The sequence below is a fragment of the Rhodopseudomonas pentothenatexigens genome (genome assembly GCF_900218015.1).
In the GTDB taxonomy this organism is placed as follows: Bacteria; Pseudomonadota; Alphaproteobacteria; order Rhizobiales; family Xanthobacteraceae; genus Rhodopseudomonas; species Rhodopseudomonas pentothenatexigens.
The window spans coordinates 209220-231412 of record NZ_UFQQ01000001.1 but is presented as its reverse complement, the minus strand read 5'-3'; the positions used below and the strand labels follow the sequence as shown (position 1 = coordinate 231412).

The window sequence follows — 22193 nt, the reverse complement described above, 5'->3', positions numbered from 1 at the left end:
CGGCAGGATTGGCATCGAAGGGGGGACCGACGGTCGCTCCGCGACGATGCGGAAGTGCCGCTAGAGTAATTCTTATTCGCAATGCGCTGCTTTGATCGGGGTCAAACGCGGCGCCGCACAACACCGCGTCCGCCTCGTCCAACTACCGGGAATGGCTGCGGTTTTTTGTCGCTCGGGCATCCCTGAGGGCTGCCTTAGCCGAAAGTCAAAGATGTAGTCGCATTTGCAAAAGCGGCAGTCCGGACAGTCCGGACCGCCGCTTTGTCACCAAAGGCTCGGATCAGTCTTCGAGCAGGCTGCGCAGCATCCAGGCGGTCTTCTCGTGGACGTCGAGCCGCTGAGTCAGGAGGTCGGCGGTCGGCTGGTCGTTGGCGTCCTCGACCAGCGGAAACAGCTCGCGCGCGGTGCGGGCGGTGGCTTCCTGCGCCGACACCAAGTGCCGGACCATCTCCAGCGCCTTCGGCTGCCCCTCGACCTCGGCGATCGACGCCAGCTTGACGAACTCCTTGTAGGTGCCTGGCGCCGGGAAGCCGAGTGCACGAATCCGCTCGGCGATCTGGTCGAGCGCGGTCCACTGCTCGGTGTACTGCGTCATGAACATCGCGTGCAGCGTGTTGAACATCGGCCCGGTGACGTTCCAATGGAAATTGTGCGTCATCAGATACAGCGTGTAGGAATCGGCGAGCAGCCGCGACAGCCCCTCGGCGATCTTCGCACGCTTGTCTTCGGGGATACCGATGTTGATCTTGGCAGGCTTGGTCATGTCCGGTCCTTGTTGATAGCGAGCCGGCGCCGGGCCGGCGGTCGTAGATGAGTACCGTCCGACCACATCGCGCCCATCGCGTTGCAACGGTCGAAACCAGCCGGAAACGGTGTCCGTCTCGATCGTTCCCAGTATGGCGCGGTACGCTACTACTAATCATTGTCATCAATCAAATTTCCGGCCCCCGCGGCTTACAGGGCCTGTAAACAAAATGCTTTGACCGCGAGGCGTTCTCAATTGCAGTTAGTAGACCGATGGAAGTCATCGGGGGCTACTAATGATTTGGTGTAATATCGCGTCGCATCGCCGCAGCGGCAGGGCCAGGAGGCTGAAAGGAGCGCTGGCGGCGGCAATTGCAGGACTGGTGGTGACGGGCGTAGCGGCGCCTGAGGCGACCGCCGATGAGTTGCCGGGGTGGCTGTCTTACGCCGCCGGTCCGTCCCAAGCCGCGGCCGCGCGCGCGCTGGCGATGCCGGCCGAGGCCAAGGCGGCGCACGACGATGTCGACACCGAGCACATCTTCGGCTTCAGCATGGGCTCGGACATCGGCAACAAGGGCGAGATCGAACTCGAGATCGAGAACGTCGGCCGGTTCGGGCGGCGGTTCGGCTCCTACACCGGCGTCGGCGTGCTGTCGCAGGTCAAGTTCACGTTGACGGACAATTTCCGTGTCGCGCCCGGTGTCAGTTTCGCGTCGACGCAGATCAGCGGCGTTCCGGGCATGATCGACAATCGCCGCACCGCGATTGCCGGTGCCTCGATGGAGTTCCGCTACAAGCTGCTCGATCGCGACGTGATGCCGTTCGGCCTGACGCTGCATGCGGCACCGTCCTGGAACCGGCTCGACGAGCTCACCGGATTCGATGCGCAGATCTACGGCAGCGAGTTCGCCGCGCTGATGGACAAGGAGCTGATCCGCGGCACGCTGTTCGCCGCGCTCAACCTCTGGTACTCCGGCGGCGCTTCGCGCGATCTCGCCAGCATTTGGTCGCACGATTCCGAATTCGCGGTGCAGGGCGCGCTCTCCTACAAGGTGAATTCCATGCTGATCGTCGGCGTCGAGGCGCGCTACGTGCGCGCCTACGAGGGACTCGGGCTCGACCGGTTCGCCGGCGACGCGGTGTATGTCGGGCCGACGTTCTCGACGCATCTCACCGACAAGATCGGCCTGTCGGGGACCTGGAGCACGCAGGTCGCGGGCAAGGCCTGCGACGATCCGCGGCATCTCGACCTCGACAATTTCGAGCGTCACCAGGCGATGCTGCGGTTCAACTATCTGTTCTGAATTGCGCGCACTTCGTCTCGAAAAAGCCACGCCGCCATCGGGAGCCCGGTGGCGGCGTTGCCCGTTTGGAACGGTCGCAATCTTATTCGGCAGGGTCGGGACGCGACATCCAGGTGACCAGCGGCATCGCCGGCAGCACCCAGCCCAGGCCGGCGACCAGATAGTACACCGCTTGCAGCCATTTCGACTCGGCAATCACCGGCGCCTGCGCCAGCGCCATCGCGGTCAGCGACCAAACGATCGCCAGCAGCAGCAGGCCGACGGTTCCGATCAATTTGCGGGTTCGAATATTCATGCCTCGCTCACACGCCCTTGATGCGTTCTCGCAACGCCTTGCGCATAAGAACGGCCGGACTATAGAGTGCGCGAAAATCCGTTCAAGGGATGCTTTATGACCATCGCCGCGGCGTCGCCACCCTCCCGAGTTCGCGCCGTGCGGGGCTGGCTGACGCTGGTGGCGGCGCTGATCGCCGCGATGGTGCTGGTCGGCGGCGCGACGCGGCTGACCGAATCCGGACTGTCGATCGTCGAATGGAAGCCGGTGACAGGCACGCTGCCGCCGCTCAGTGACACGCAATGGCAGGCGGCGTTCGACGGCTACAAGCAGATCCCGCAATATCGCGAACTGAACGCCGGCATGACGCTCGATCAGTTCAAGACCATCTTCTGGTGGGAATGGAGCCACCGGCTGCTCGGCCGGGTGATCGGCATTGTCTATCTGCTGCCGTTCCTGTGGTTCCTGTGGCGCGGGGCAATCGGCCCGCAGTGGAAGCGGGCGCTGTGGATCATCTTCGCGCTCGGCGCGCTGCAGGGCGCGGTCGGCTGGTGGATGGTGGCGTCCGGCCTGTCGCAGCGGACCGAAGTGTCACAGGTGCGGCTCGCCACCCATCTGTCGCTGGCGCTGATCATCTATGCGGCGATCGTCTGGACGCTGCGACGAATGGCCGACCGGGCCCGCGCCGTCGTGCCGGCACGGCTGAAGGTGACCGCGCTGGCGCTGCTCGGGCTGACCTTCGTGCAGCTCTATGCCGGCGCCCTGGTCGCCGGGCTGCGCGCCGGGCGGCTGTACAACACCTGGCCCGAGATCGACGGAGCGCTGATCCCGGATGCGGCGCGGCTGTGGTTCGAAAGCCCGTGGTGGAAGAACCTGTTCGACAATCATCTCACCGTGCAGTTCGACCACCGCATGCTGGCCTACGCGCTGTGGACGCTGGCGGCGCTGCACATGATCGACGCGCTGCGGACCCGGGCAGGGGCGGCGGCGCGCGGCGCGGTGCTGTTGTTCCTGGCGCTGACCGCCCAGGCCGTGCTCGGTATTCTCACCGTGCTGTACGCCGCGCCGATCGACCTCGCTCTGGCGCATCAGGCGATGGCGCTGGTGGTGCTGACGCTGGCGGTACTGCAGGCCGAACGTCTGACGGCGCCGCGGCCCAGAGACGTCCGGCCCGCGGTGGCGGTGCCGGTCGGGCAGCACGGCTAGCACGCCGATTCCGCCGGCTCCCGCTTCATCATGTCGTGTTGTTGGTAATGGGCCGCTTACGCTCGAGATACGCCGCCAGGACCGGCGATAGAAACGCGATCGGCCAGATAAATTTCGGCAAACGCGGATCGAGCAGGCTGACGACGAGAGCCACCACGAACAACAGCAGCGAAAACATCGGTGTGACCAGTCTCGGCCAGTCGCCGCGCCGTGTCGCCGCGATCGTCCACAGCGCGGTATTGAACACCGCGATCAGAAACAGATTGAAGCTGTAGAGAATCGTGACGTTCGGCGAATCGTAATTATTGCCGTACAGCCCGCAGGTCACCGGCAGCAGGATGATCGACAGCAGGAAGAACAGGTTGATCATCACCTCGGAACGGGTGGCGTGGCTGGCATAGGCTAGTCGCTGCTGATGACTGAGCCAGAACATCCCGGCGACGATGAAGCTCAGCAGCAGCGTCGAAATGAAGGCGCCGTAGACGTGCCACAGCTCCCGCCATTGCGGGTTGCCGCCGGCGAATTTCTCGCGCGGCGCCTGATAGGCGAGCAAGGTCATGGCGACGCCGAAGATCGTATTGCTGAGCTGTTCCAGCCGCCGCTGTTCGATGTGGCCGCTGCTCATTGTGCCGCCTCCTCGATGCCGCTTGGCGGCGCCAGGCGATCAGCCGCCGAGCGCCTGGTCGAGGTCCGCGATCAGGTCGTCCTTGTCTTCGATGCCGATCGACACCCGCACCATGTTGGGCGCGGCGCCGGCGGCGGTCTTCTGGGCGTCGTCGAGCTGGCTATGGGTGGTCGAGGCCGGGTGGATGATCAGCGAGCGGGTGTCGCCGACATTTGCGAGGTGTGAGAACAGCTTCAGATTGGCGACGAGATCGACGCCGGACTGATAGCCGCCCTTGAGGCTGAAAGTGAACACCGCGCCGGCGCCCTTCGGCGCGTATTTGCGGGCGAGGGCAGCATATTTGCTTGAGGCGAGGCCGGAGTAATTGACCTCTTCGACTGCCTTGTGGCCGGCGAGGAATTCGGCAATCGCCTTGGCATTCTCGCAGTGCTTCTGCATCCGCAGCGGCAGCGTCTCGATGCCGGTCAGCAGCATGAAGGCGTTGAACGGCGACAGCGCCGGGCCGAGATCGCGCAGGCCGAGCACGCGGCAGGCGATCGCGAACGAGAAGTTGCCGAACGTCTCCTGGATCTTCAGGCCGTGATATTCGGGGCGCGGCTCGCTCAGCATCGGATATTTGCCGTCCTTCGACCAGTCGAAGGTGCCGGCATCGACGATGATGCCACCGAGCGAGTTGCCGTGGCCGCCGAGGAACTTGGTCAGCGAATGCACCACGATGTCGGCGCCGTGGTCGATCGGCCGGATCAGGTAGGGCGTCGCCAGGGTATTGTCGACGATCAGCGGCACGCCCGCGTTGCGCGCGACTTCGGCGACCGCCTCGATGTCGGTGATGCTGCCGCCCGGATTGGCGATCGACTCGATGAAGATCGCTTTGGTCTTTGGCGACACCGCACGCTGAAAGCTGGCGACATCGTCGGTGTCGGCCCACACCACGTTCCAGCCGAAGCTCTTGAAGGCGTGGGTGAACTGATTGATCGAGCCGCCGTAGAGTTTGCGCGCGGCGATGAATTCGTCACCGGGCTGCATCAGCTGCTGCAGCGCGACCAGCTGCGCGGCGTGGCCCGAGGCGGTGGCGAGCGCAGCGGTGCCGCCTTCGAGCGCAGCGACGCGCTCTTCGAGCACCGCCGTCGTCGGGTTGGTGATCCGGGTGTAGATGTTGCCGAACGCCTGCAGGCCGAACAGCGACGCGGCATGGTCGGCATCGTTGAACACGTAGGAGGTGGTCTGATAGATCGGCGTCGCGCGCGCCCCGGTGGTCGGATCGGGCTGGGCGCCGGCATGGACGGCGAGCGTCGCGAATCCCGGGTTGCGGTCGGTCATGGTCGATCCCTCCGTGCTCTGGCTGATGGTTTTGGCTATCTGATCGGAACCCGGTGCGAGGTCAAGCGCGCGCGGGGCAGCCGCAAGCTGCCGCGTTCAGCCCGGCTCGTTGCGACTTTTGACGGCACGGTCGGACGCGGCTGTATCCGCGCCGGCGACGCTCTGGCGGTCGAGCGACAGCCGCATGCCTTTGACCGGAATCGGGGCGCGTTTGGCGCTGAGGGTGCGCGAATTCACGCCCATCCAGGAGATCTCCGATGACAGCCGGCCGTATTCGATCTTCGGGCAGCGATCCATCACCACTTGGATGCCGGCGGCTCCGGCCTTTGCGGCGGCTTCGTCGTTGCGCACTCCGATCTGCATCCAGATCACTTTCGGCCGCGGGGACAACGACAGCACCTCGTCGACCACCGGCATCACATGCGCGGAGCCGCGGAACACGTCGACCATGTCGATCGGCCGGTCGATGTCCTTCAGCGACGCCACGAACGGCTTGCCGAGCAGGCTCTTGCCGACCTGTCCGGGATTGATCGGAATGACGTCGTAGCCGCGCTCGGTGAGATATTTGAACACGAAGTAGCTCGGCCGCACGTTGAGCGGCGACGCCCCGACCATCGCAATGGTCTTCACACCATTCAGGATCGCGCGGATGTAGCTGTCGGAGTAGCGGTCGTGGTTCATCTGCTCATTGCTTCCGAGATCCTCATGGTGAGGAGGCGCCGATAGGCGCCGTCTCGAACCATGAGTGCGTGAGACTCATCCTTCGAGACGCGGCCTGCGGCCGCTCCTCAGGATGAGGAGGCGGTGCATGTGGCTTACTTATCTTTCCATTCCGGCTGACGCTTTTCCAGGAATGCGCCGATGCCTTCCTCGGCATCGGCGGCCATCATGTTCTCGGCCATTACCTGCGAGGCGTAGTGATAGGCGTCGGCGAGGTTGAGCTCGGCTTGGCGGTAGAACGCTTCCTTGCCGATCTTGACGGTGTGGGCCGACTTGCCGGCAATCTGCTCGGCAAGCGTCACCGCCGCGGCGCGCTCGGTGCCGTGCGGCACCACGCGGTTGATCAGGCCGATCCGGCGAGCTTCCTCGGCGTCGACCGGCTCGCCGGTCAGCAGCATCTGCATCGCGTGCTTGCGCGGCACGTTGCGGCTCAGCGCCACCATCGGGGTCGAGCAGAACAGTCCGATATCGACGCCCGGCGTCGCGAAGGTCGCCTGCTCGGACGCGATCGCGAGATCGCAACTCGCGACCAGCTGACAGCCCGCCGCGGTGGCGACGCCTTGCACCGCCGCGATCACCGGCTTCGGGAGCTTGACGATCGCCTGCATCATCGCGCTGCAGGACGTCATGATCCGGCTGAAGCTGGCGCGACCGCGATCGGCGTCGTTGCGATGCGCGGTCAGCTCCTTGAGGTCGTGGCCGGCGCAGAAAGCCGGACCGTTGGCGGCGATCACCACCACGCGAACCCCATCATCGCGCCCGATCAGATCGAGCGCCGCGTGCAGATCGTCGATCATTTCCAGCGACAGGCTGTTTCGTGCGGCGGGGCGGTTCAGCGTCAGCACCGCAACACCGCCGTCGACGGTCTCCCGCAGCAGAATCGGCGAAGGCTGGGTCGCAGCGAAGGCGGGCAACACGGTCATGGCGACGTCCGGGAACAAAATGAAGCGCTGGGAACGAGCGTCACCTTATTGTAACAAGCCCGGCGAAGCGAGAGCAGGGGCGGAAACGACATGACACATGCGAGGATGAGCGTCAGCGAACTCGAGGATTTTCTGCAGCGCGAGTTCCCGCAGGCGTTCAGCCATGGTGACATTTCGATCGAGACCGCCGATGGTCGCACGTCTCTGTTACGGCAGCGCTACAGCGACCGGATGCTACGGCCGGGCGGAACCGTGTCGGGGCCGACCCTGATGGCTTTGGCGGATTTCGCCATGTACGTCGTGCTGCTGTCGGCGATCGGTCCCGTTGCGCTCGCGGTCACCACCAATCTCAACATCAACTTCCTGCGGAAGGGCCAGCCCGGCCAGGACGTGGTCGCGGTCGCCAAGCTGCTCAAGCTGGGCCGCCGGCTGGCGGTCGGGGAGGTGACGCTGCTGTCGGGCACGTCCCCGGACCCGATCGCCCATGTAACCTCGACCTATTCCATTCCAACCGCTTAGGGTTTTGAGTGGTATTATTGCACCGTAATTGTAAACCGCTGTAATCGCGGGAGAAAATTCGACGCAGAGGGATTGACGCGAAAGCGGTGCTTCTCTACAAGCGCCCGCAGTCCGGTGCTTCGCGCACCGAATTCCCCCTGTCATGGATCATTCTCATGAAGACGTTTTCGGCCAAGCCCGCCGAAGTCACGAAGAAGTGGGTCATTATCGACGCCACTGGTCTCGTGGTCGGCCGGCTCGCCACGCTGGTCGCGATGCGCCTGCGCGGCAAGCACCTCCCGACCTACACTCCGCACGTCGACTGCGGCGACAATGTCATCATCATCAACGCCGCGAAGGTGGTGCTGACCGGTCGCAAGCGCGACAACAAGGTTTACTACCATCACACCGGCTTCATCGGCGGCATCAAGGAGCGCTCTGCCAAGGCGATCCTCGAAGGTCGTTTCCCGGAGCGCGTGGTCGAGAAGGCGATCGAGCGCATGATTCCGCGCGGTCCGCTCGGACGTGTGCAGATGGGCAATTTGCGCGTCTATCCCGGCGCCGAACACCCGCACGAAGCTCAGCAGCCCGAAACGCTCGATATCGGTGCGATGAACCGCAAGAACATGAGGGCCGCATAAGATGTCCGAGACGATGCAGTCTCTCGATCAGCTCGCCGCACTTAAGGGCACCGTCACTGCCGCGGACGCCCCGACCTACACCAAGAAGGTCGACAAGTTCGGTCGCGCCTACGCCACCGGCAAGCGCAAGGACGCGGTCGCCCGCGTCTGGATCAAGCCGGGCGCCGGCAAGATCACCGTCAACGCCCGCGAGGTCGAAACCTATTTCGCCCGTCCGGTGCTGCGCATGATGATCCAGCAGCCGCTGGTCGCCGCGGCCCGTGCCGGCCAGTACGACGTGATCTGCACCGTCGCCGGCGGCGGCCTGTCCGGCCAGGCCGGTGCGGTTCGTCACGGCATCTCCAAGGCGCTCACCAATTTCGAGCCGGAGCTGCGCGGCGTGCTGAAGAAGGGCGGCTTCCTGACCCGCGACAGCCGCGTCGTCGAGCGTAAGAAGTACGGCAAGGCGAAGGCCCGCCGCTCCTTCCAGTTCTCCAAGCGCTGATCTTTTCCCGGTCTTCCGGGTACTCTCAAAGGGCGTCCTGCTGCTGCGGGGCGCCCTTTTTCGTTGCGTGCGGAGAGGGGCCGCCAGCGGCCCGGTCGGAGGTTACCGGCAGCGCGCGCATTGCATGCAAATTGTCTGAAATTTCCATCGACTTATTGGACAAATCGGAGCCGTTGCACAAACGCGATCTCAATTCACCAGGAGTCAAATCGGCAACATGAGGGGATCAGCGCCGCGCCCGCGGAGTTGAAGTGCCATCACCGGAAAGCCACCACCGAGTACCCCACCATGTCGCTCGACATTTCGACGCTGTTCCTGGTCGCGACGCTGATCTGCGCGCTGCTCGGGGTCATGCTGCACTACTTCGGCCGCCAGGAGAAAATCCCGGCCTTGAACTGGTGGGGCAACGCCTATCTGCTCGGGGCCATCACCGTGGCGTTGTGGAAAGTTCTCGGCCCCGCATTCGGCGAAACGGCCACCCTCGCGCTGGCCAGCATCGGATTCGTCGCCTGCGGCATGATGTGGAATGCGGCGCGGGTATTTCACGGGCTGAAGCCGAACTGGCCCGGCCTGTTCATCGGCGCATTGGTCTGGCTTGCCACCGTGGCTACTCTTCCGCCGGATCAGGAGGCGCTGCGGATGACGATCGGCGCCGCGATCGTGTCCGGCTACGCCGGCCTGACCGCTGCCCAGCTCTCGTCGGAGCGGCGCAAGGCGATGCAGCGGCGGTGGCCGACGATGCTGGTGCCGCTGCTGCACGGGGCGGTGCTGATGCTGCCGATCGTACTCGCCGATCTGTGGCCGTCACCGCAAGCCGGGATCGCCGGCAACGTCTGGGTGATGTTGTTCGCGGTGGAACTGGTGCTGTACGCGATCGGCACGGTTTTCGTGATCTTCATGTTGGTGTCCGAGCGCACTGTGACGATGCACAAGACCGCAGCATCGCTCGATCCGCTGACCGGGCTGCTCAACCGCCGCGGCTTCTCCGAAGCGTGCGCGCGGATGATCGAGCGTGAAGCCGATGCCGGCCGCCCGGTGTCGGCGCTGATCTTCGACATCGACCATTTCAAGTCGATCAACGACCGGTTCGGCCATCCTGCAGGCGACGAGGTGCTGAAGCTGTTCGCCATCATCGTGAGCAGTTCGCTGCGAATCTCCGATCTATGCGGCCGGATCGGCGGTGAGGAGTTCGCGGCGCTGCTGCCGTGCCCGATCGACGAGGCGGTGACCGCGGCGGATCGGGTCCGCGAGGCGTTCCAGAACTGCGGCATCGAGGTCGACGACGCTCCGGTGGCGACCACGGTGTCGATCGGCGTCTCGGGTGGACCGGCCGGTGTCGAGCTCGACGTGCTGCTCGCCGCTGCCGACACCGCGCTGTATCAAGCCAAACGCGGTGGCCGCAATCGAGTGGTGGCCACGGTCGAAGAGCCGGTGTCGCTGGAACAGAGCAGGCGCAAGGCGGCTCAGAGCCGCGACCATCGGCAGGTCGCGGTGCGAGGCGGTGCGGTCGGGCAGGCGGTGGCATAACCCACCGCCGCGACCGGCTTCATTTGCGCCAACCGGTGCGATAAGACGCTCGTCCCATCACCGACGAGGCGCACGCGCATGATCACCGAAATCGCACAGATCGACGTCAAACCCGGCAGCGAGGCGGAGTTCGAAGCCGCCGTCGCCAAGGCGCGCGAGGCGTTCGGCCGCTCCAAAGGATTCTGCGGCTTCGAGCTGCATCGCTCGATCGAGAAACCTCAGCGCTATCGTCTGATGGTGAAGTGGCAGACGCTGGAGAACCACACCGTCGACTTCCGCGGCTCGGAGAACTTCACCGAATGGCGCGGTCTGGTCGGCGGCTTCTTCGCGGCACCGCCCGAGGTCGAGCACACCGAGACGGTGCTCACGTCTCAGGCGTGACCGCGAGCGTCATCGGCAGATCGCCGGCGGGTGCGGGGCGGTCACCTGGTTCCTCGCCACGCAGATGGTCGATCACCACCCGGCCGATCGCCATCAGCGGCAGCGCCAGCGCCAGGCCCCACAGGCCGAACACGATGCCGAGCAGGATCTGGGTGGCGAACAGCGTCGCCGGCGGGATGTCGATCGCTTGGCGCTGGATCAGCGGCGTCAGGATGTAGCTCTCCAGCGCGTGCACGCCGAGGAACAGCACGAAAGCGCTGAGCACCGCGATCCAGCCCGAGCCGATCGCGGCGAGCACGATGATCAGGCCCCCGAGAATCGCCCCGACGGTCGGGATGAAGGCGAGCAGGCCGGCCTGGATGCCGAGGATGAAGGCGCCGGGAATCCCGATCAGCGACAGCCCGATCGCGGTCACCGCGAACACCGCGATCATGGTGATGAGCTGCGCCAGCAGCCAGCGCTTCAACATGTCACCGGTATCGCCGACGATCACCTCGGCCTGGGCTTGGTAGCGCCGCGGCACCATCCGGACCAGCCCGTTGCGATACACGCCGGGCTGCGCCGCGAAGGCGAGGCCGAGAAACAGCACGATGAAGAAGTTGCCGACCGCGCCGATGGTGCCAAGGATCAGCTTCAGCGTCTGGCTGACGATCGCGCCGCCGCCGGAGGCGAGTTCGCCGGCGCTCGGCAGGTTGCGCGGCTGCATCGGCGCCGTGTCGGGGTGCGCCAGGCCGGCGTTGCCCAGTTCAAGGAAGCTGGTGTCGACGCCGTTGCGCTCGAGGAAGCCCTTCACGTTGACGATCTGGGTCTTGATCGTGCCGGACAGCGCCTTGGCCTGCTGGCTGATGGTGTTGCCACCGAGAAACGCAATGCCGACGAACAGCCCGCCGAGCACCAGGCACACCAGCGCCAGACGGAGGCCATGCGGACCGCCGACCAGCCTGCCGGTGAGCTCGGTCAGGGCGTTGAGGAAGACGCCGAACAGAACTCCGGCGAAGATCAGGAACAGCGTGCCGGCAAAATGCCACGAGGCGTACAGCAGCGCCGCGAAGGTGACGGTCGCGATGCCGCCGACGCCGATCGCCCAGGCGAGGTCGGTGCGAGACGGGACGCGATCGGGAAGGGAAGCGGTCACGGGCGGTCCTTTCGATGACGGGCGTAATGTTCCGTGAATCGCCCGGGCGGAGCAAGCGCGGCAACGCACGGCCTGCGAACGCCTGTCGATCGCGTCGATCGGTAACCATACATTCACCACGCTGTCCCTGTCCCATTTTCGCCTTGTTCGCTCTGCGATATGGTCATGTTTCGATGCCGAAGTGGGGCGCATCGAAGCCGCGGCCGGGGAAGGTCCATCTTGGGTCGGAGTCGCGGGAATGGTATTCGGGGACACATGGGGATTCGCGAGCGAGATTCGTTGGGCCGCGCCGCGCGAGTGGCTGTCGCCGCAGGCGCTTGCCTCGCCCTCGCCAATTGTGCCCAGAACGGCAAGTTCAGCCGGATCGATCCGAAATACGGCGTATCGTCGAGCCCGAGGGTGGTCGCTCTCGGCGAGCCCGTGCCGAAGGGTGGCGGCACCTACCGGGTCGGCAAGCCTTACGTCGTCGCCGGCCGGACCTACGTTCCGGAAGACAATCCGAATTACCGGGCCGAGGGTCTGGCGTCGTGGTACGGCACAGACTTCCACGGCCGTCTCACTGCTAACGGCGAAGTGTTCGACATGGCGTCGCTGTCGGCGGCGCATCCGACCTTGCCGATCCCGAGCTACGCCCGCGTCACCAACTTGGCCAACGGCCGGTCGCTGATCGTGCGCATCAATGACCGCGGCCCGTATCACGGCAATCGGCTCATCGACGTTTCGAACAAAGCCGCCGAACTACTTGAATTCAAACACAGAGGGACCGCGCGGGTGCGGGTCGAGTATGTTGGCCGGGCACCACTCGAAGGCTCCGACGACCGTCAGTTGATTGCGACCCTGCGGCAGGGCGAACCGGCGCCGGCCCCGACCGGGGTACGGATCGCGTCGGCCAGGCCGTTCGTGCCGGACATGCAGGGGGGCGGAATGGCCACCCGAGCCGTTCGCGGTGACGTTCCGCTGCCGGAAGGGCGGCCATATTCACTCGGCAACACCGCGATGGACGTCGCCTCGGTCGGTGCGACCTCGGAGATTTCCGCCTCGCGCAGCAGTCGGTCCAGCCGTCAGGCGCTGGCGCCGAATCCGCGCGCGGTGTCGTACAACGCCGGCGCCGAAGAGGCGCGGGCTGAATACGAGCCTGCGAGCACCGCGCCGTCGCGAGGACGCGACGAGATCGGCAACCTGCTTTCGGCGCGCGGCCTGTACTGAGCCGCTGCACCGGGACGCGGCGAGGTCAGTAGTTCTCCTTTAGAAATCCGATCAGCGCCGCGTTGACCTCGGCCGGCTTCTCCTGCTGGATCCAGTGGCCGGCGCCGTCGATGATCAGCTTCTGCTTCAGGTTCGGCAGCACCCGCTCGATCGCGGCGAGGTGCTTGCCGCTCATCTTGTCGGAAATCACCGGATCGCTGCTGCCGGCGATGAACGCCGCCGGCTGGCGAATTTGGGCGCTTTGCCACGGCGCGGTCAGATCCCAATTGCGATTGATGTTGCGGTACCAGTTCAGCCCGCCGCGAAAGCCGCTCTTCTTGTACTGCTCGATGAAATAAGCGAGCTCATCCTCGCTCAGCCAGCCCGGCAGCGGCAGCGATCCTGCCGTTCGACCGATGAACCCGCGTCCCTCCGGAACGAACAGCGAGCGCGCCGGATCGGAAAATCCGCCGCACAGGATGCCGCGCATCGTCGCCGCGACGTCGCGCTCGAATTCGGCTTCGGCGACGCCGGGTTGCTGGAAATACTGCCAATAGAAATTGGTGACGCCGGCGGCGCGTAGCTGGTCGAGCGGCCGGCCCTTGCCGCGCCACGGCGGCGGCACGCTCAGGCCCGCCACGGCGGCGAACAGGTCGGGCCGGAACTGCGCGGCGTGCCAAGCGACGGGGGCGCCCCAATCGTGGCCGATGATCGCGGCGCGGGTCTCGCCCAACTCGGCCACCAGCGCCACCATGTCGCCGACCAGATCGAAGATGCTATAGGCCTCGACCGGCTGCGGCGCCGAGGAACGGCCGAAACCGCGCATGTCCGGTGCCACCACGCGATAACCGGCATCCGCCAGGGCGGCGATCTGGTGCCGCCACGAATAAGACAGTTCCGGCCAGCCATGACACAGGATCACCAGCGCGCCGTTGCCCTGTTCACGCAGAAACAGGTCGATGCCGTTCACCGCAACCGTGCGTGTCGACGCCATGGTGTGTCCCGCCCTGATTGTTTGGAGTTTATGTGGAAGCCGAGCTGCGCTCACGGTAGGATTGATCGTTCGTTACCACAATCGAAAACGGCCGCGCGGGTTGCTCGGCTGCAGCGATTGCAACGTTGCTTCGGAAACTCCATCGATGGCCGCCCTGACTTCGTCGCTTCACGCCCGCCGTCCGCTGTGGCGCGGCCTGCTGGCTGGCCTGATCGCGATTGCGGTCGGCGCCGGTCCGGTCACGGCCGCGAACCAGAGCGTGCAGGGCGCCAAAAAGGACGAGAGCGGCGGCTATGAATCGCAGGCGCCCAGTGCGATCCTGATCGACGCCGAGAGCGGCAGCGTGCTGTTTGAGAAGAATGCCGACGAGCTGCGCGCGCCGTCCAGCATGATGAAGCTGATGACCGTTGAGCTGGTCTTCCATCTTGTGAAGACCGGCGAGTTGCAGCTCACCCAGGAGTACCGCGTCAGCGAGAACTCCTGGCGCTACGGCGGCGCGCCAGCCGGCGGATCGACGATGTTCGCCGAGATCCACAGCAGCATCTCGGTCGAGAACCTGCTGCGCGGCGCCATCGTCCAGAGTGGCAACGATTCCTGCATGGTGCTGGCCGAAGGCATCGCCGGCAGTGAGGCCGCGTTCGTCGAGCGGATGACCAAGCGCGCCAGACAGATCGGCCTGACGCAATCGACCTTCGGTAATTCCACCGGACTGCCCAATCCCGACAACAAGATGAGCGTGCGTGAACTGGCCAAGCTCGCCCGGCACATCATCCTGACCTATCCGGAATTCTATCCGCTGTTCGGCGAGAAGGAGTTCACCTGGAACAAGATCCGCCAGACCAACCGCAACCCTCTGCTGAACACGCTGCCCGGTGCCGACGGCTTCAAGACCGGCTACACGAAGGAGGGCGGTTACGGCATGGTCGGCTCGGCCTTGCAGAATGGGATGCGACTGGTCGTGGTGGTGAACGGGGTCGAGGACGCCGACGACCGCGCCAGCGAGACCAAGAAGCTGCTGGAATGGGGTTTTCGCAACTTCGAATCGCGCGCACTGTTCGCAGCCGACGCCACGGTCGGCTACGCCCGGGTGTTCGGCGGCGAGAACCGTTACGTCCCGCTGACGCCCGCCGAGCCGGTGCGGGTCATGGTGCGCCGGAACGGTAGCGACAAGCTCCTGGCCCGCATTGTGTACCAAGGACCGGTCCCGGCGCCGATCGAGTCCGGTCAGCGGATCGGCGCGGTGCGGGTGTGGCGCGGCCCCAATGTCGCCGTCGAGGTGCCGCTGAAAGCCGCCGAGGCCAACCCGGTCGGCTCGACGATGCGGCGCGCGATAGACGGCGCCAGCGAGCTCGTGATCGGAGTGCTGCGGGCCGGCATGGCAAAGCTCTGATCATGGTTCAAAAGAAGCCGCTAACATCTTCAGTCCGCGGCCGGTTCATCACCTTTGAAGGTGGTGAGGGCGCCGGCAAGTCGACCCAGATCCGACTGCTGGCGAAGCGGCTGGAGAAGACGCGGCTGCGGACGCTGGTGACGCGGGAGCCGGGCGGCTCGCCAGGAGCCGAGGCGATCCGCAGCGCGCTGCTGGCCGGCATCGGAAAGCTAATCGGCGGCGCAGACGCCGAGGCGCTGCTGTTCGCCGCCGCTCGTGACGACCACGTCCGCACCTTGATAGAGCCGGCGCTGGCGCGCGGCGAGTGGGTGCTGTGCGACCGGTTCTACGATTCAACCCGGGCTTATCAGGGCAAGCTCGGCGCCGTCAGCCTGGATCTGCTCGACGCGCTGCAGCAGGTGACGATCGGGGACATGAAGCCGGACCTGACCGTGATCCTCGACATTCCGGTCGAGATCGGGCTGGCGCGCGCTGCGGTTCGCCGCGGCAACGATACGCCGGATCGGTTCGAATCCGAAGCGATCGACTTCCACCGCAACCTGCGCGAGGTGTTCCGCCAGATCGCCGTGCAGGAGCCGGAGCGCTGCGTGCTGATCGACGCCAATGCCGAGCCGGACGAGGTCGCCGACCGGGTCTGGCAGGCGGTGCGCCTGCGTCTGCTGGAACCGGCGCGCAAGGGAGCAAGATCGGCATGAGCGCCCGCAAGGCCGCGTCGAAAGCGTCGGCGCCGGAAAGCACCGTGCGGCACCCGCGCAAGACCACGGAGCTGTATGGCCACTCGGCTGCCGAGCAGGCCCTGCTCGACGCCTATCGCGGCGGCCGGATCGCCCATGCCTGGCTGATCGGCGGCGCCCAGGGAATCGGCAAGGCGACGCTGGCGTACCGGATGGCGCGGTTCGTGCTGGCGCATCGTGAGCCGCAATCGGACGCGGTGCAGGGCGCCGCCTCTCTGGCGATCGACCCCGATCATCCGGTGGCGCGCCACATCGCCGCCGAAGCGCATGGCGGCCTGCTGACGCTGGAGCGCCAGGTCAACGACAAGGGAGTGCTGCGCAACGTCATCACCGTCGATGAATCCCGCGAGACGATTTCGTTCTTCGGCGCCACCGCGGCGATCGAAGGCTGGCGGGTGTGCATCGTCGACACCGTCGACGACCTCAACGCCAATTCGGCCAACGCGCTGCTCAAGGTGATCGAGGAGCCGCCGCAGCGCTCGCTGTTTCTGCTGCTGTCGAACGCGCCGGCGCGCACGCTGCCGACCATCCAGTCGCGCTGCCGCAAGCTGATGCTGCGGCCGCTTGCCACCGCCGACGTGATCGCGGCCGCAGCGGATGCGGCCGGTCTCGACCGCGATGATCCGCAGCTCGGCGAGGCCGCCGCAGCGTCGGAAGGAAGCGTCGCCCGTGCGCTGATGTTGATGGGCGGCGGCGCATTGACGCTGCAGCAGACCACGACCGCGCTGCTCGACAGCCTGCCCAACGTCGACCCGCGCGCGCTGCATGCGCTCGGCGATGCGATCGGCGGCACCGACCGCGCCACGCTGCAGGCGTTCGTCGACGGCGTCGACCGCTGGGTCGCCGGCAAGCTGCGCACGCCCGATCCCAACGCGGAACTGCCGCGCCTTGCACGGCTGGCGGAGGTATGGGAAAAGATCGGCCGCGCCGCACGCGACACCGAAGCCTACAATCTCGAGCGGAAACCGCTGGTATTTTCGGTGTTCGGGCTTCTCGCGGAGGCGGTGCGCTGACGCCGATCCGGCGATCGATCGCCCGGCATGGTCAGCGCCGCCGCGCTCAACCGATCCAGATTTGAAAGGCGTCCGCGCAGATGGCGCAGCGAAATTCATTCTACATCACCACCGCGATCTCGTATCCGAACGGCGCGCCGCATATCGGCCACGCCTACGAGGCGATCGCGACCGACGCGCTGGCGCGTTTTCAACGGCTCGACGGCCGTGACGTGTTCTTCCTGACCGGCACCGACGAGCACGGCCTGAAGATGATCCAGACCGCGCAGCGGGAGGGCATGACGCCCGCCGAGCTCGCCGCCCGCAATGCCGGGCGCTTCCGCGACATGGACGACCGCTTCGGCATCTCCTACAACCGCTTCATCCGCACCTCCGAGGAGCAGCATCATGCGTCCGTCCAGGAGGTCTGGAAGCGGATGCAGGCCAACGGCGACATCTATCTCGACAGTTATTCCGGCTGGTACTCGGTCCGCGACGAAGCCTATTACGCCGAGGACGAGACCGTCGTCGGCGAGGATCAGGTGCGCCGCGGCCCGCAGGGCACGCCGGTCGAATGGGTCGAGGAGAAGAGCTATTTCTTCAAGCTGTCGGCCTATCAGGACAAGCTCCTCAAGCTCTACGAGGAGCAGCCGGACTTCATCGGCCCCGACGCGCGCCGCAACGAGGTGATCAGCTTCGTCAAGGGCGGGCTGAAGGATCTGTCGGTGTCGCGCACCACCTTCGACTGGGGCGTCAAGGTGCCGGGCGATCCCGAGCACGTGATGTATGTCTGGGTCGACGCGCTGACCAACTACATCACCGGCGTCGGCTTCCCCGACGAAAGCGACAAGAACTGGCACTATTGGCCGGCCGACGTCCACGTCATCGGCAAGGACATCATCCGCTTCCACGCGGTGTACTGGCCAGCGTTCCTGATGTCGGCGGGCATCCCGGTGCAGAAGCGCGTCTACGCCCACGGCTTCCTGTTCAACAAGGGCGAGAAGATGTCGAAGTCGGTCGGCAACATCGTCGACCCGTTCAATCTCGCCGACCAATACGGCGTCGACCAGGTACGCTACTTCTTCCTGCGCGAGGTGCCGTTCGGCTCCGACGGCAGCTACAATCACGAGGCGATCGTCAACCGCATCAATGCCGACCTCGCCAACGACCTCGGCAATCTGGCGCAGCGCTCGCTGACCATGGTGGCCAAGCAGTGCGACGGCAAGGTGCCGGGGCATGGCGCGTTCAGCGAGACCGACAGCACCATCCTGGCGATGGCCGACGGCATGATTGGGCAGGCGCGGACCGCGATGGCGAGCCAGCAGATCCATCAGGCGCTCAACGCGGTGTGGGCGGTGGTGGCGGAGGCCAATCGCTACTTCGCCGGCGAGGCGCCGTGGGCGCTGGCCAAGACCGATCCGGCACGGCAGAAGACGGTGCTGTACGTCACCGCCGAGGTGCTGCGGCAGATCGCGATTCTGGCGCAGCCGGCGATCCCGACCGCGGCCGCCAAGCTGCTCGACATCCTCGGCATCGCCGAGGATCAGCGCAACTTCGCGGCGCTACCGACGCGGATCGTGCCAGGCACGCCGCTGCCGGCTCCGGCGCCGATCTTCCCGCGCTATGTCGAACCGGCGACCGCGTAAGCCATGCTGGTCGACAGTCACTGCCATCTCGACTTCCCCGACTTTGCCGACGATCTCGCCGGCATCGTCGCCCGCGCCGAGGCGAGCGGGGTGGGGCGAATCGTCACGATCTCGACCCGGGTGCGGAAGCTGCCGGACCTGCTGGCGATCGCCGAGCGGTTCCCGAACGTGTACTGCTCGGTCGGCACCCATCCGCATCACGCCGACGAGGAAGACGGCATCACCACCGATGAGCTGGTGAAGCTGGCGCAGCACCCGAAGGTGGTGGCGTTCGGCGAGGCCGGGCTGGATTACTTCTATGAGATGGGTTCGCGCCCCGCGCAGGAGCGCGGCTTCCGCGCCCATATCGCAGCGGCGCGCCAAACCGGTCTGCCGCTGGTGATCCACACCCGCGAGGCGGACGCGGATTGCGGCAAGATCCTCGAAGACGAGATGGGGAAGGGAGCTTTTCGCGCGGTGCTGCATTGCTACACCGGCGGGCGCGACCTCGCGATGCAGGCGATCGATCTCGGCCTGATGATTTCCTTCACCGGCATTCTCACCTTCAAGAAGTCGCAGGCCTTGCGCGATCTCGCCGCCGAACTGCCGGCCGATCGCATCATGGTCGAAACCGACTCGCCGTATCTGGCGCCCGGCAAATATCGCGGCAAGCGCAACGAGCCGTCCTACGTGGTCGAGACCGCCAAGGTGATGGCCGAGGTCCGCGGCGTGTCGCTCGACGAGATCGCCCGCCAGACGACGGAAAACTTCTTCCGGCTGTTCGGCAAGGTGCCGGCGCCCGCCGCCGCATGACGCCTTTGACAATCGGGGTCGCCGCATGACGCTGACGCTCACCATCCTCGGCTCGGGCTCCTCCGCCGGCGTGCCGCGCCCGGCGCTCGGCTGGGGCGCCGCCGATCCGTCGAATCCGAAGAACCGGCGGCTGCGCTGCTCGCTGCTGGCCGAGCGCATCACGCCGGAGGGCGGCATCACCCGCGTGCTGATCGACACTTCGCCGGACCTGCGCGAGCAACTGATCAGCGCCGACGTCGATCATCTCGACGCTGTGTTCCTGACCCACGAGCACGCCGACCAGACCCACGGCATCGACGACCTGCGCTCGGTGGCGATGCACATGCGGAAGCGCATTCCGGTGTATCTTAACCAGTCGACCGCCGATCATGTCGTGTTTCGCTTCCACTACTGCTTCGCGACCCCTCCCGGCAGTTCCTATCCGCCGATCCTCGACGAACACCGCATCGAGGCTGGCGAAACCCGCAATATCGCCGGGGCGGGTGGCGACATCACGCTGGCGCCGTTCCTGGTGCAACACGGCGACATCCCGGCGCTCGGCTATCGCATTGGAGGCGCTGCCTATTCGCCGGACGTTCACGACATCCCCGAACAGAGCTTCGGCGCACTCGAAGGCCTCGACCTCTGGATCATCGACGGCCTGCGCTACAAGCACCACGCCAGCCACTTCAACATCGAGACCGCGCTGAAATGGATCGCCCGCTTCCAGCCGAAGCGCGCGGTGATCACCAACATGCACGCCGATCTCGACTACGAGACGCTGCGGAAAGAGCTGCCGGAGAGCGTGGTGCCGGGGTTCGACGGGATGCGACTGGAGATTGACGGCTGACGGCTGCGGCGCGAATAGCCGACAGCCTCTCGTTCGTCATACACTGTCCCTCGTCCGTCATTCCGGGGCGCGCCGCTAGGCGCGAACCCGGAATCTGAAACGCGCACGGCTTCGACGGCCCTTACTAATAACGTCACTAATAACCTCGAGATTCCGGGTTCGCGCTTCGCGCGCCCCGGAATGACGAAAACCAACTACTCCAGTATCGCCTTCGCCGACTTCACCTGATCGCGCAGCATGAATTTCTGGATCTTGCCGGTCGAGGTTTTCGGGATCGCCGAGAACACGATGCTCTTCGGAGTCTTAAAGCCGGGCAGGTGTTCGCGGCAGTAGGCGATGATCTCGGCTTCGGTGGCGGTGGCGCCGTCCTTCAGTTCGACGAAGGCGCAGGGGACTTCGCCCCATTTCGGATCCGGCTTGGCGACCACGGCGGCGAACAGGATCGCCGGGTGCTTGTACAGCACATCCTCGACCTCGACCGACGAGACGTTCTCGCCTCCCGAGATGATGATGTCCTTGGAACGGTCCTTGATGATGACGTAGCCGTCGGCGTCGAGCACGCCGAGATCGCCGGTGTGGAACCAGCCGCCGGCAAGCGCTTCCTTGGTGGCCTTCTCGTTCTTCAGGTAGCCCTTCATCACGATGTTGCCCCGGAACATGACCTCGCCGATGGTCTCGCCGTCGCGCGGCACCTCCTGCATCGTCTCCGGATCGAGCACGGTGACGGCTTCCTGCATCGGGTAGGGCACGCCCTGGCGCCGCTTCAGCTTGGCGCGCTCGGCGACCGGCAGATCGTCCCAACCGGGCTGCTCGGCGCAGACCGAGGCGGGGCCGTAGACTTCAGTGAGGCCGTAGACGTGCGTCAGCTTGATGCCGATGGTTTCGGCGCCGGACAGCACCGCCATCGGCGGCGCGGCGCCGGCGATCAGGCCGACCACGGGCTTCGCCGCCGCGCCCTTCGGCGCTTCCGGCGCGTTGATCAGCGCGTTGTAGACGATCGGTGCGCCGCACATGTGGGTGACGCCGTGCTTGGGGATCAGCTCGAAGATCTTGGCCGGATCGACCTTGCGCAGGCAGACGTTGATGCCGGCCGCGGCCGCGATCGTCCACGGGAAGCACCAGCCGTTGCAGTGGAACATCGGCAGCGTCCACAGATACACCGGATGCTGGCCGAGATTGCCGGCCAGGATGTTGCTGACGGCGTTGAGATAGGCGCCGCGGTGATGCGTCACCACGCCCTTCGGATTGCCGGTAGTGCCGGAGGTATAGCCGAGCGAGATCGCGTCCCACTCGTCCTCGGGACGATGGCCCGGATAGGTCGGATCGCCGGAGGCGACGGCGTATTCGTATTCCAGCTCGCCGATGCGGTGGCTTCCTGGATACATCTTGTCGTCGACGTCGATCACCAGCGGCTTCGGCTTGGTCATCAGCTTCAGCGCCTCGGCGACGACGCTGGAGAACTCCGGATCGACCAGGATGATCTTGGCGCCGCCGTGATCGAGCTGGAACGCGATCGCCGCGGCGTCGAGCCGGATGTTGAGCGCGTTCAGCACTGCGCCGGCCATCGGCACCGCGAAGTGCACTTCGACCATCGCCGGCACGTTCGGCAGCATCACCGCGACGGTATCGCCGCGGCCGATGCCGCTGCGCGCCAGCCAGGAGGCGAAGCGGCGGCAGCGCGCGCGGGTCTCTTTCCAGGTGTAGTGCCGGCCCTCGTACACCACGGAGGTCAGCTCCGGATAGACGTTGGCGGTGCGCTCCAGGAAGCTCAGCGGCGACAGCGGCACGAAGTTGGCCGGGGTCTTGTCCAGACCGACGCTGTATTGGCCTTGCGGGGTGCTCATGACGA

Annotated in this window: 23 protein-coding genes; 14 read left to right on the top strand and 9 right to left on the bottom strand. The window is 65.7% G+C overall.

Annotated features, from left to right (window positions below):
* Nucleotides 1-280: 280 nt before the first annotated feature.
* Nucleotides 281-763 (bottom strand): Dps family protein, encoded by a 483-nt coding sequence (locus DWA33_RS01075; RefSeq protein ID WP_114356269.1) that lies wholly within the window; start codon nucleotides 761-763, stop codon nucleotides 281-283.
* 367 nt (nucleotides 764-1130) lie between these two features.
* Here DWA33_RS01075 and DWA33_RS01070 point away from each other — a divergent pair, with 367 nt between their 5' ends.
* On the top strand, nucleotides 1131-2048 hold the full coding sequence (locus DWA33_RS01070) for a DUF6662 family protein (protein ID WP_430707852.1): 918 nt from the start codon (nucleotides 1131-1133) through the stop codon (nucleotides 2046-2048).
* An 82-nt stretch (nucleotides 2049-2130) separates the two neighbouring features.
* Here DWA33_RS01070 and DWA33_RS01065 read toward each other — a convergent pair whose 3' ends face one another.
* A complete protein-coding gene (locus DWA33_RS01065) occupies nucleotides 2131-2343 on the bottom strand; it encodes a DUF2842 domain-containing protein (protein ID WP_114356268.1) in 213 nt (70 codons plus the stop codon).
* A 96-nt stretch (nucleotides 2344-2439) separates the two neighbouring features.
* Here DWA33_RS01065 and DWA33_RS01060 point away from each other — a divergent pair, with 96 nt between their 5' ends.
* Nucleotides 2440-3528, top strand: coding sequence for a COX15/CtaA family protein (locus DWA33_RS01060; RefSeq protein ID WP_114356267.1), 1089 nt, complete (start codon nucleotides 2440-2442; stop codon nucleotides 3526-3528).
* Nucleotides 3529-3556: 28 nt separating this feature from the next.
* Here the strand turns inward: DWA33_RS01060 and DWA33_RS01055 are convergent, their stop codons facing one another.
* The 4 genes from DWA33_RS01055 to DWA33_RS01040 all read right to left on the bottom strand — a co-directional run bounded on the left by DWA33_RS01055 (nucleotide 3557) and on the right by DWA33_RS01040 (nucleotide 7116).
* The gene (locus DWA33_RS01055) at nucleotides 3557-4153 is read right to left on the bottom strand and encodes a TMEM175 family protein (RefSeq protein ID WP_114356266.1); all 597 of its coding nucleotides are present in this window, start codon (nucleotides 4151-4153) and stop codon (nucleotides 3557-3559) included.
* A 39-nt stretch (nucleotides 4154-4192) separates the two neighbouring features.
* On the bottom strand, nucleotides 4193-5473 hold the full coding sequence (locus DWA33_RS01050) for an O-acetylhomoserine aminocarboxypropyltransferase (RefSeq protein ID WP_114356265.1): 1281 nt from the start codon (nucleotides 5471-5473) through the stop codon (nucleotides 4193-4195).
* Between the two features lie 96 nt (nucleotides 5474-5569).
* Nucleotides 5570-6154 (bottom strand): CoA-binding protein, encoded by a 585-nt coding sequence (locus DWA33_RS01045; protein WP_114356264.1) that lies wholly within the window; start codon nucleotides 6152-6154, stop codon nucleotides 5570-5572.
* 134 nt (nucleotides 6155-6288) lie between these two features.
* A complete protein-coding gene (locus tag DWA33_RS01040; protein WP_114356263.1) occupies nucleotides 6289-7116 on the bottom strand; it encodes an enoyl-CoA hydratase in 828 nt (275 codons plus the stop codon).
* Between the two features lie 90 nt (nucleotides 7117-7206).
* On the opposite strand from DWA33_RS01040, the gene DWA33_RS01035 reads away from it, so the two are divergent.
* From DWA33_RS01035 to DWA33_RS01015, 5 genes are all read left to right on the top strand, one after another.
* On the top strand, nucleotides 7207-7635 hold the full coding sequence (locus tag DWA33_RS01035) for a PaaI family thioesterase (protein ID WP_114356262.1): 429 nt from the start codon (nucleotides 7207-7209) through the stop codon (nucleotides 7633-7635).
* Between the two features lie 155 nt (nucleotides 7636-7790).
* Nucleotides 7791-8255 (top strand): 50S ribosomal protein L13, encoded by a 465-nt coding sequence (gene rplM / locus DWA33_RS01030; protein ID WP_114356361.1) that lies wholly within the window; start codon nucleotides 7791-7793, stop codon nucleotides 8253-8255.
* 1 nt (nucleotide 8256) lies between these two features.
* Entirely contained in the window at nucleotides 8257-8739 is a 483-nt protein-coding gene (gene rpsI, locus DWA33_RS01025) for a 30S ribosomal protein S9 (RefSeq protein WP_114356261.1), read from the top strand.
* 288 nt (nucleotides 8740-9027) lie between these two features.
* Complete coding sequence (locus tag DWA33_RS01020) at nucleotides 9028-10266, top strand: GGDEF domain-containing protein (RefSeq protein WP_114356260.1); 1239 nt, start codon at nucleotides 9028-9030, stop codon at nucleotides 10264-10266.
* Nucleotides 10267-10344: 78 nt separating this feature from the next.
* Nucleotides 10345-10647, top strand: coding sequence for an antibiotic biosynthesis monooxygenase family protein (locus DWA33_RS01015; protein ID WP_114356259.1), 303 nt, complete (start codon nucleotides 10345-10347; stop codon nucleotides 10645-10647).
* Here DWA33_RS01015 and DWA33_RS01010 read toward each other — a convergent pair.
* Nucleotides 10631-11782 carry an AI-2E family transporter gene (locus DWA33_RS01010; RefSeq protein ID WP_114356258.1) on the bottom strand — a complete coding sequence of 384 codons (1152 nt, stop codon included), beginning with the start codon at nucleotides 11780-11782 and terminating at the stop codon, nucleotides 10631-10633. The two genes, DWA33_RS01015 and DWA33_RS01010, sit on opposite strands and share 17 nt — an antisense overlap.
* A gap of 255 nt (nucleotides 11783-12037) precedes the next feature.
* On the opposite strand from DWA33_RS01010, the gene DWA33_RS01005 reads away from it, so the two are divergent.
* Nucleotides 12038-12988: a septal ring lytic transglycosylase RlpA family protein gene (locus DWA33_RS01005; protein ID WP_114356257.1), complete on the top strand. Its 951-nt coding sequence runs from the start codon at nucleotides 12038-12040 to the stop codon at nucleotides 12986-12988.
* A 25-nt stretch (nucleotides 12989-13013) separates the two neighbouring features.
* Here DWA33_RS01005 and DWA33_RS01000 read toward each other — a convergent pair whose 3' ends face one another.
* The gene (locus tag DWA33_RS01000; RefSeq protein WP_114356256.1) at nucleotides 13014-13961 is read right to left on the bottom strand and encodes an alpha/beta fold hydrolase; all 948 of its coding nucleotides are present in this window, start codon (nucleotides 13959-13961) and stop codon (nucleotides 13014-13016) included.
* Nucleotides 13962-14106: 145 nt separating this feature from the next.
* On the opposite strand from DWA33_RS01000, the gene DWA33_RS00995 reads away from it, so the two are divergent.
* From DWA33_RS00995 to DWA33_RS00970, 6 genes are all read left to right on the top strand, one after another.
* Nucleotides 14107-15351, top strand: coding sequence for a D-alanyl-D-alanine carboxypeptidase family protein (locus tag DWA33_RS00995; RefSeq protein ID WP_114356255.1), 1245 nt, complete (start codon nucleotides 14107-14109; stop codon nucleotides 15349-15351).
* Between the two features lie 2 nt (nucleotides 15352-15353).
* On the top strand, nucleotides 15354-16046 hold the full coding sequence (gene tmk, locus DWA33_RS00990; protein WP_114356254.1) for a dTMP kinase: 693 nt from the start codon (nucleotides 15354-15356) through the stop codon (nucleotides 16044-16046).
* Nucleotides 16043-17098, top strand: a complete 1056-nt coding sequence (locus DWA33_RS00985) for a DNA polymerase III subunit delta' (RefSeq protein ID WP_114356253.1) — start codon at nucleotides 16043-16045, stop codon at nucleotides 17096-17098. Before tmk ends, DWA33_RS00985 begins: the two co-directional genes overlap by 4 nt.
* Before the next feature lie 80 nt (nucleotides 17099-17178).
* Nucleotides 17179-18723, top strand: coding sequence for a methionine--tRNA ligase (metG, locus tag DWA33_RS00980; protein ID WP_114356252.1), 1545 nt, complete (start codon nucleotides 17179-17181; stop codon nucleotides 18721-18723).
* A gap of 3 nt (nucleotides 18724-18726) precedes the next feature.
* Nucleotides 18727-19515, top strand: a complete 789-nt coding sequence (locus tag DWA33_RS00975) for a TatD family hydrolase (protein WP_114356251.1) — start codon at nucleotides 18727-18729, stop codon at nucleotides 19513-19515.
* Between the two features lie 25 nt (nucleotides 19516-19540).
* Nucleotides 19541-20344: an MBL fold metallo-hydrolase gene (locus DWA33_RS00970; protein ID WP_114356250.1), complete on the top strand. Its 804-nt coding sequence runs from the start codon at nucleotides 19541-19543 to the stop codon at nucleotides 20342-20344.
* 194 nt (nucleotides 20345-20538) lie between these two features.
* On the opposite strand, the gene DWA33_RS00965 is transcribed toward DWA33_RS00970, so the two are convergent.
* Nucleotides 20539-22188 carry an acyl-CoA synthetase gene (locus DWA33_RS00965; RefSeq protein ID WP_114356249.1) on the bottom strand — a complete coding sequence of 550 codons (1650 nt, stop codon included), beginning with the start codon at nucleotides 22186-22188 and terminating at the stop codon, nucleotides 20539-20541.
* Nucleotides 22189-22193 lie beyond the last annotated feature (5 nt).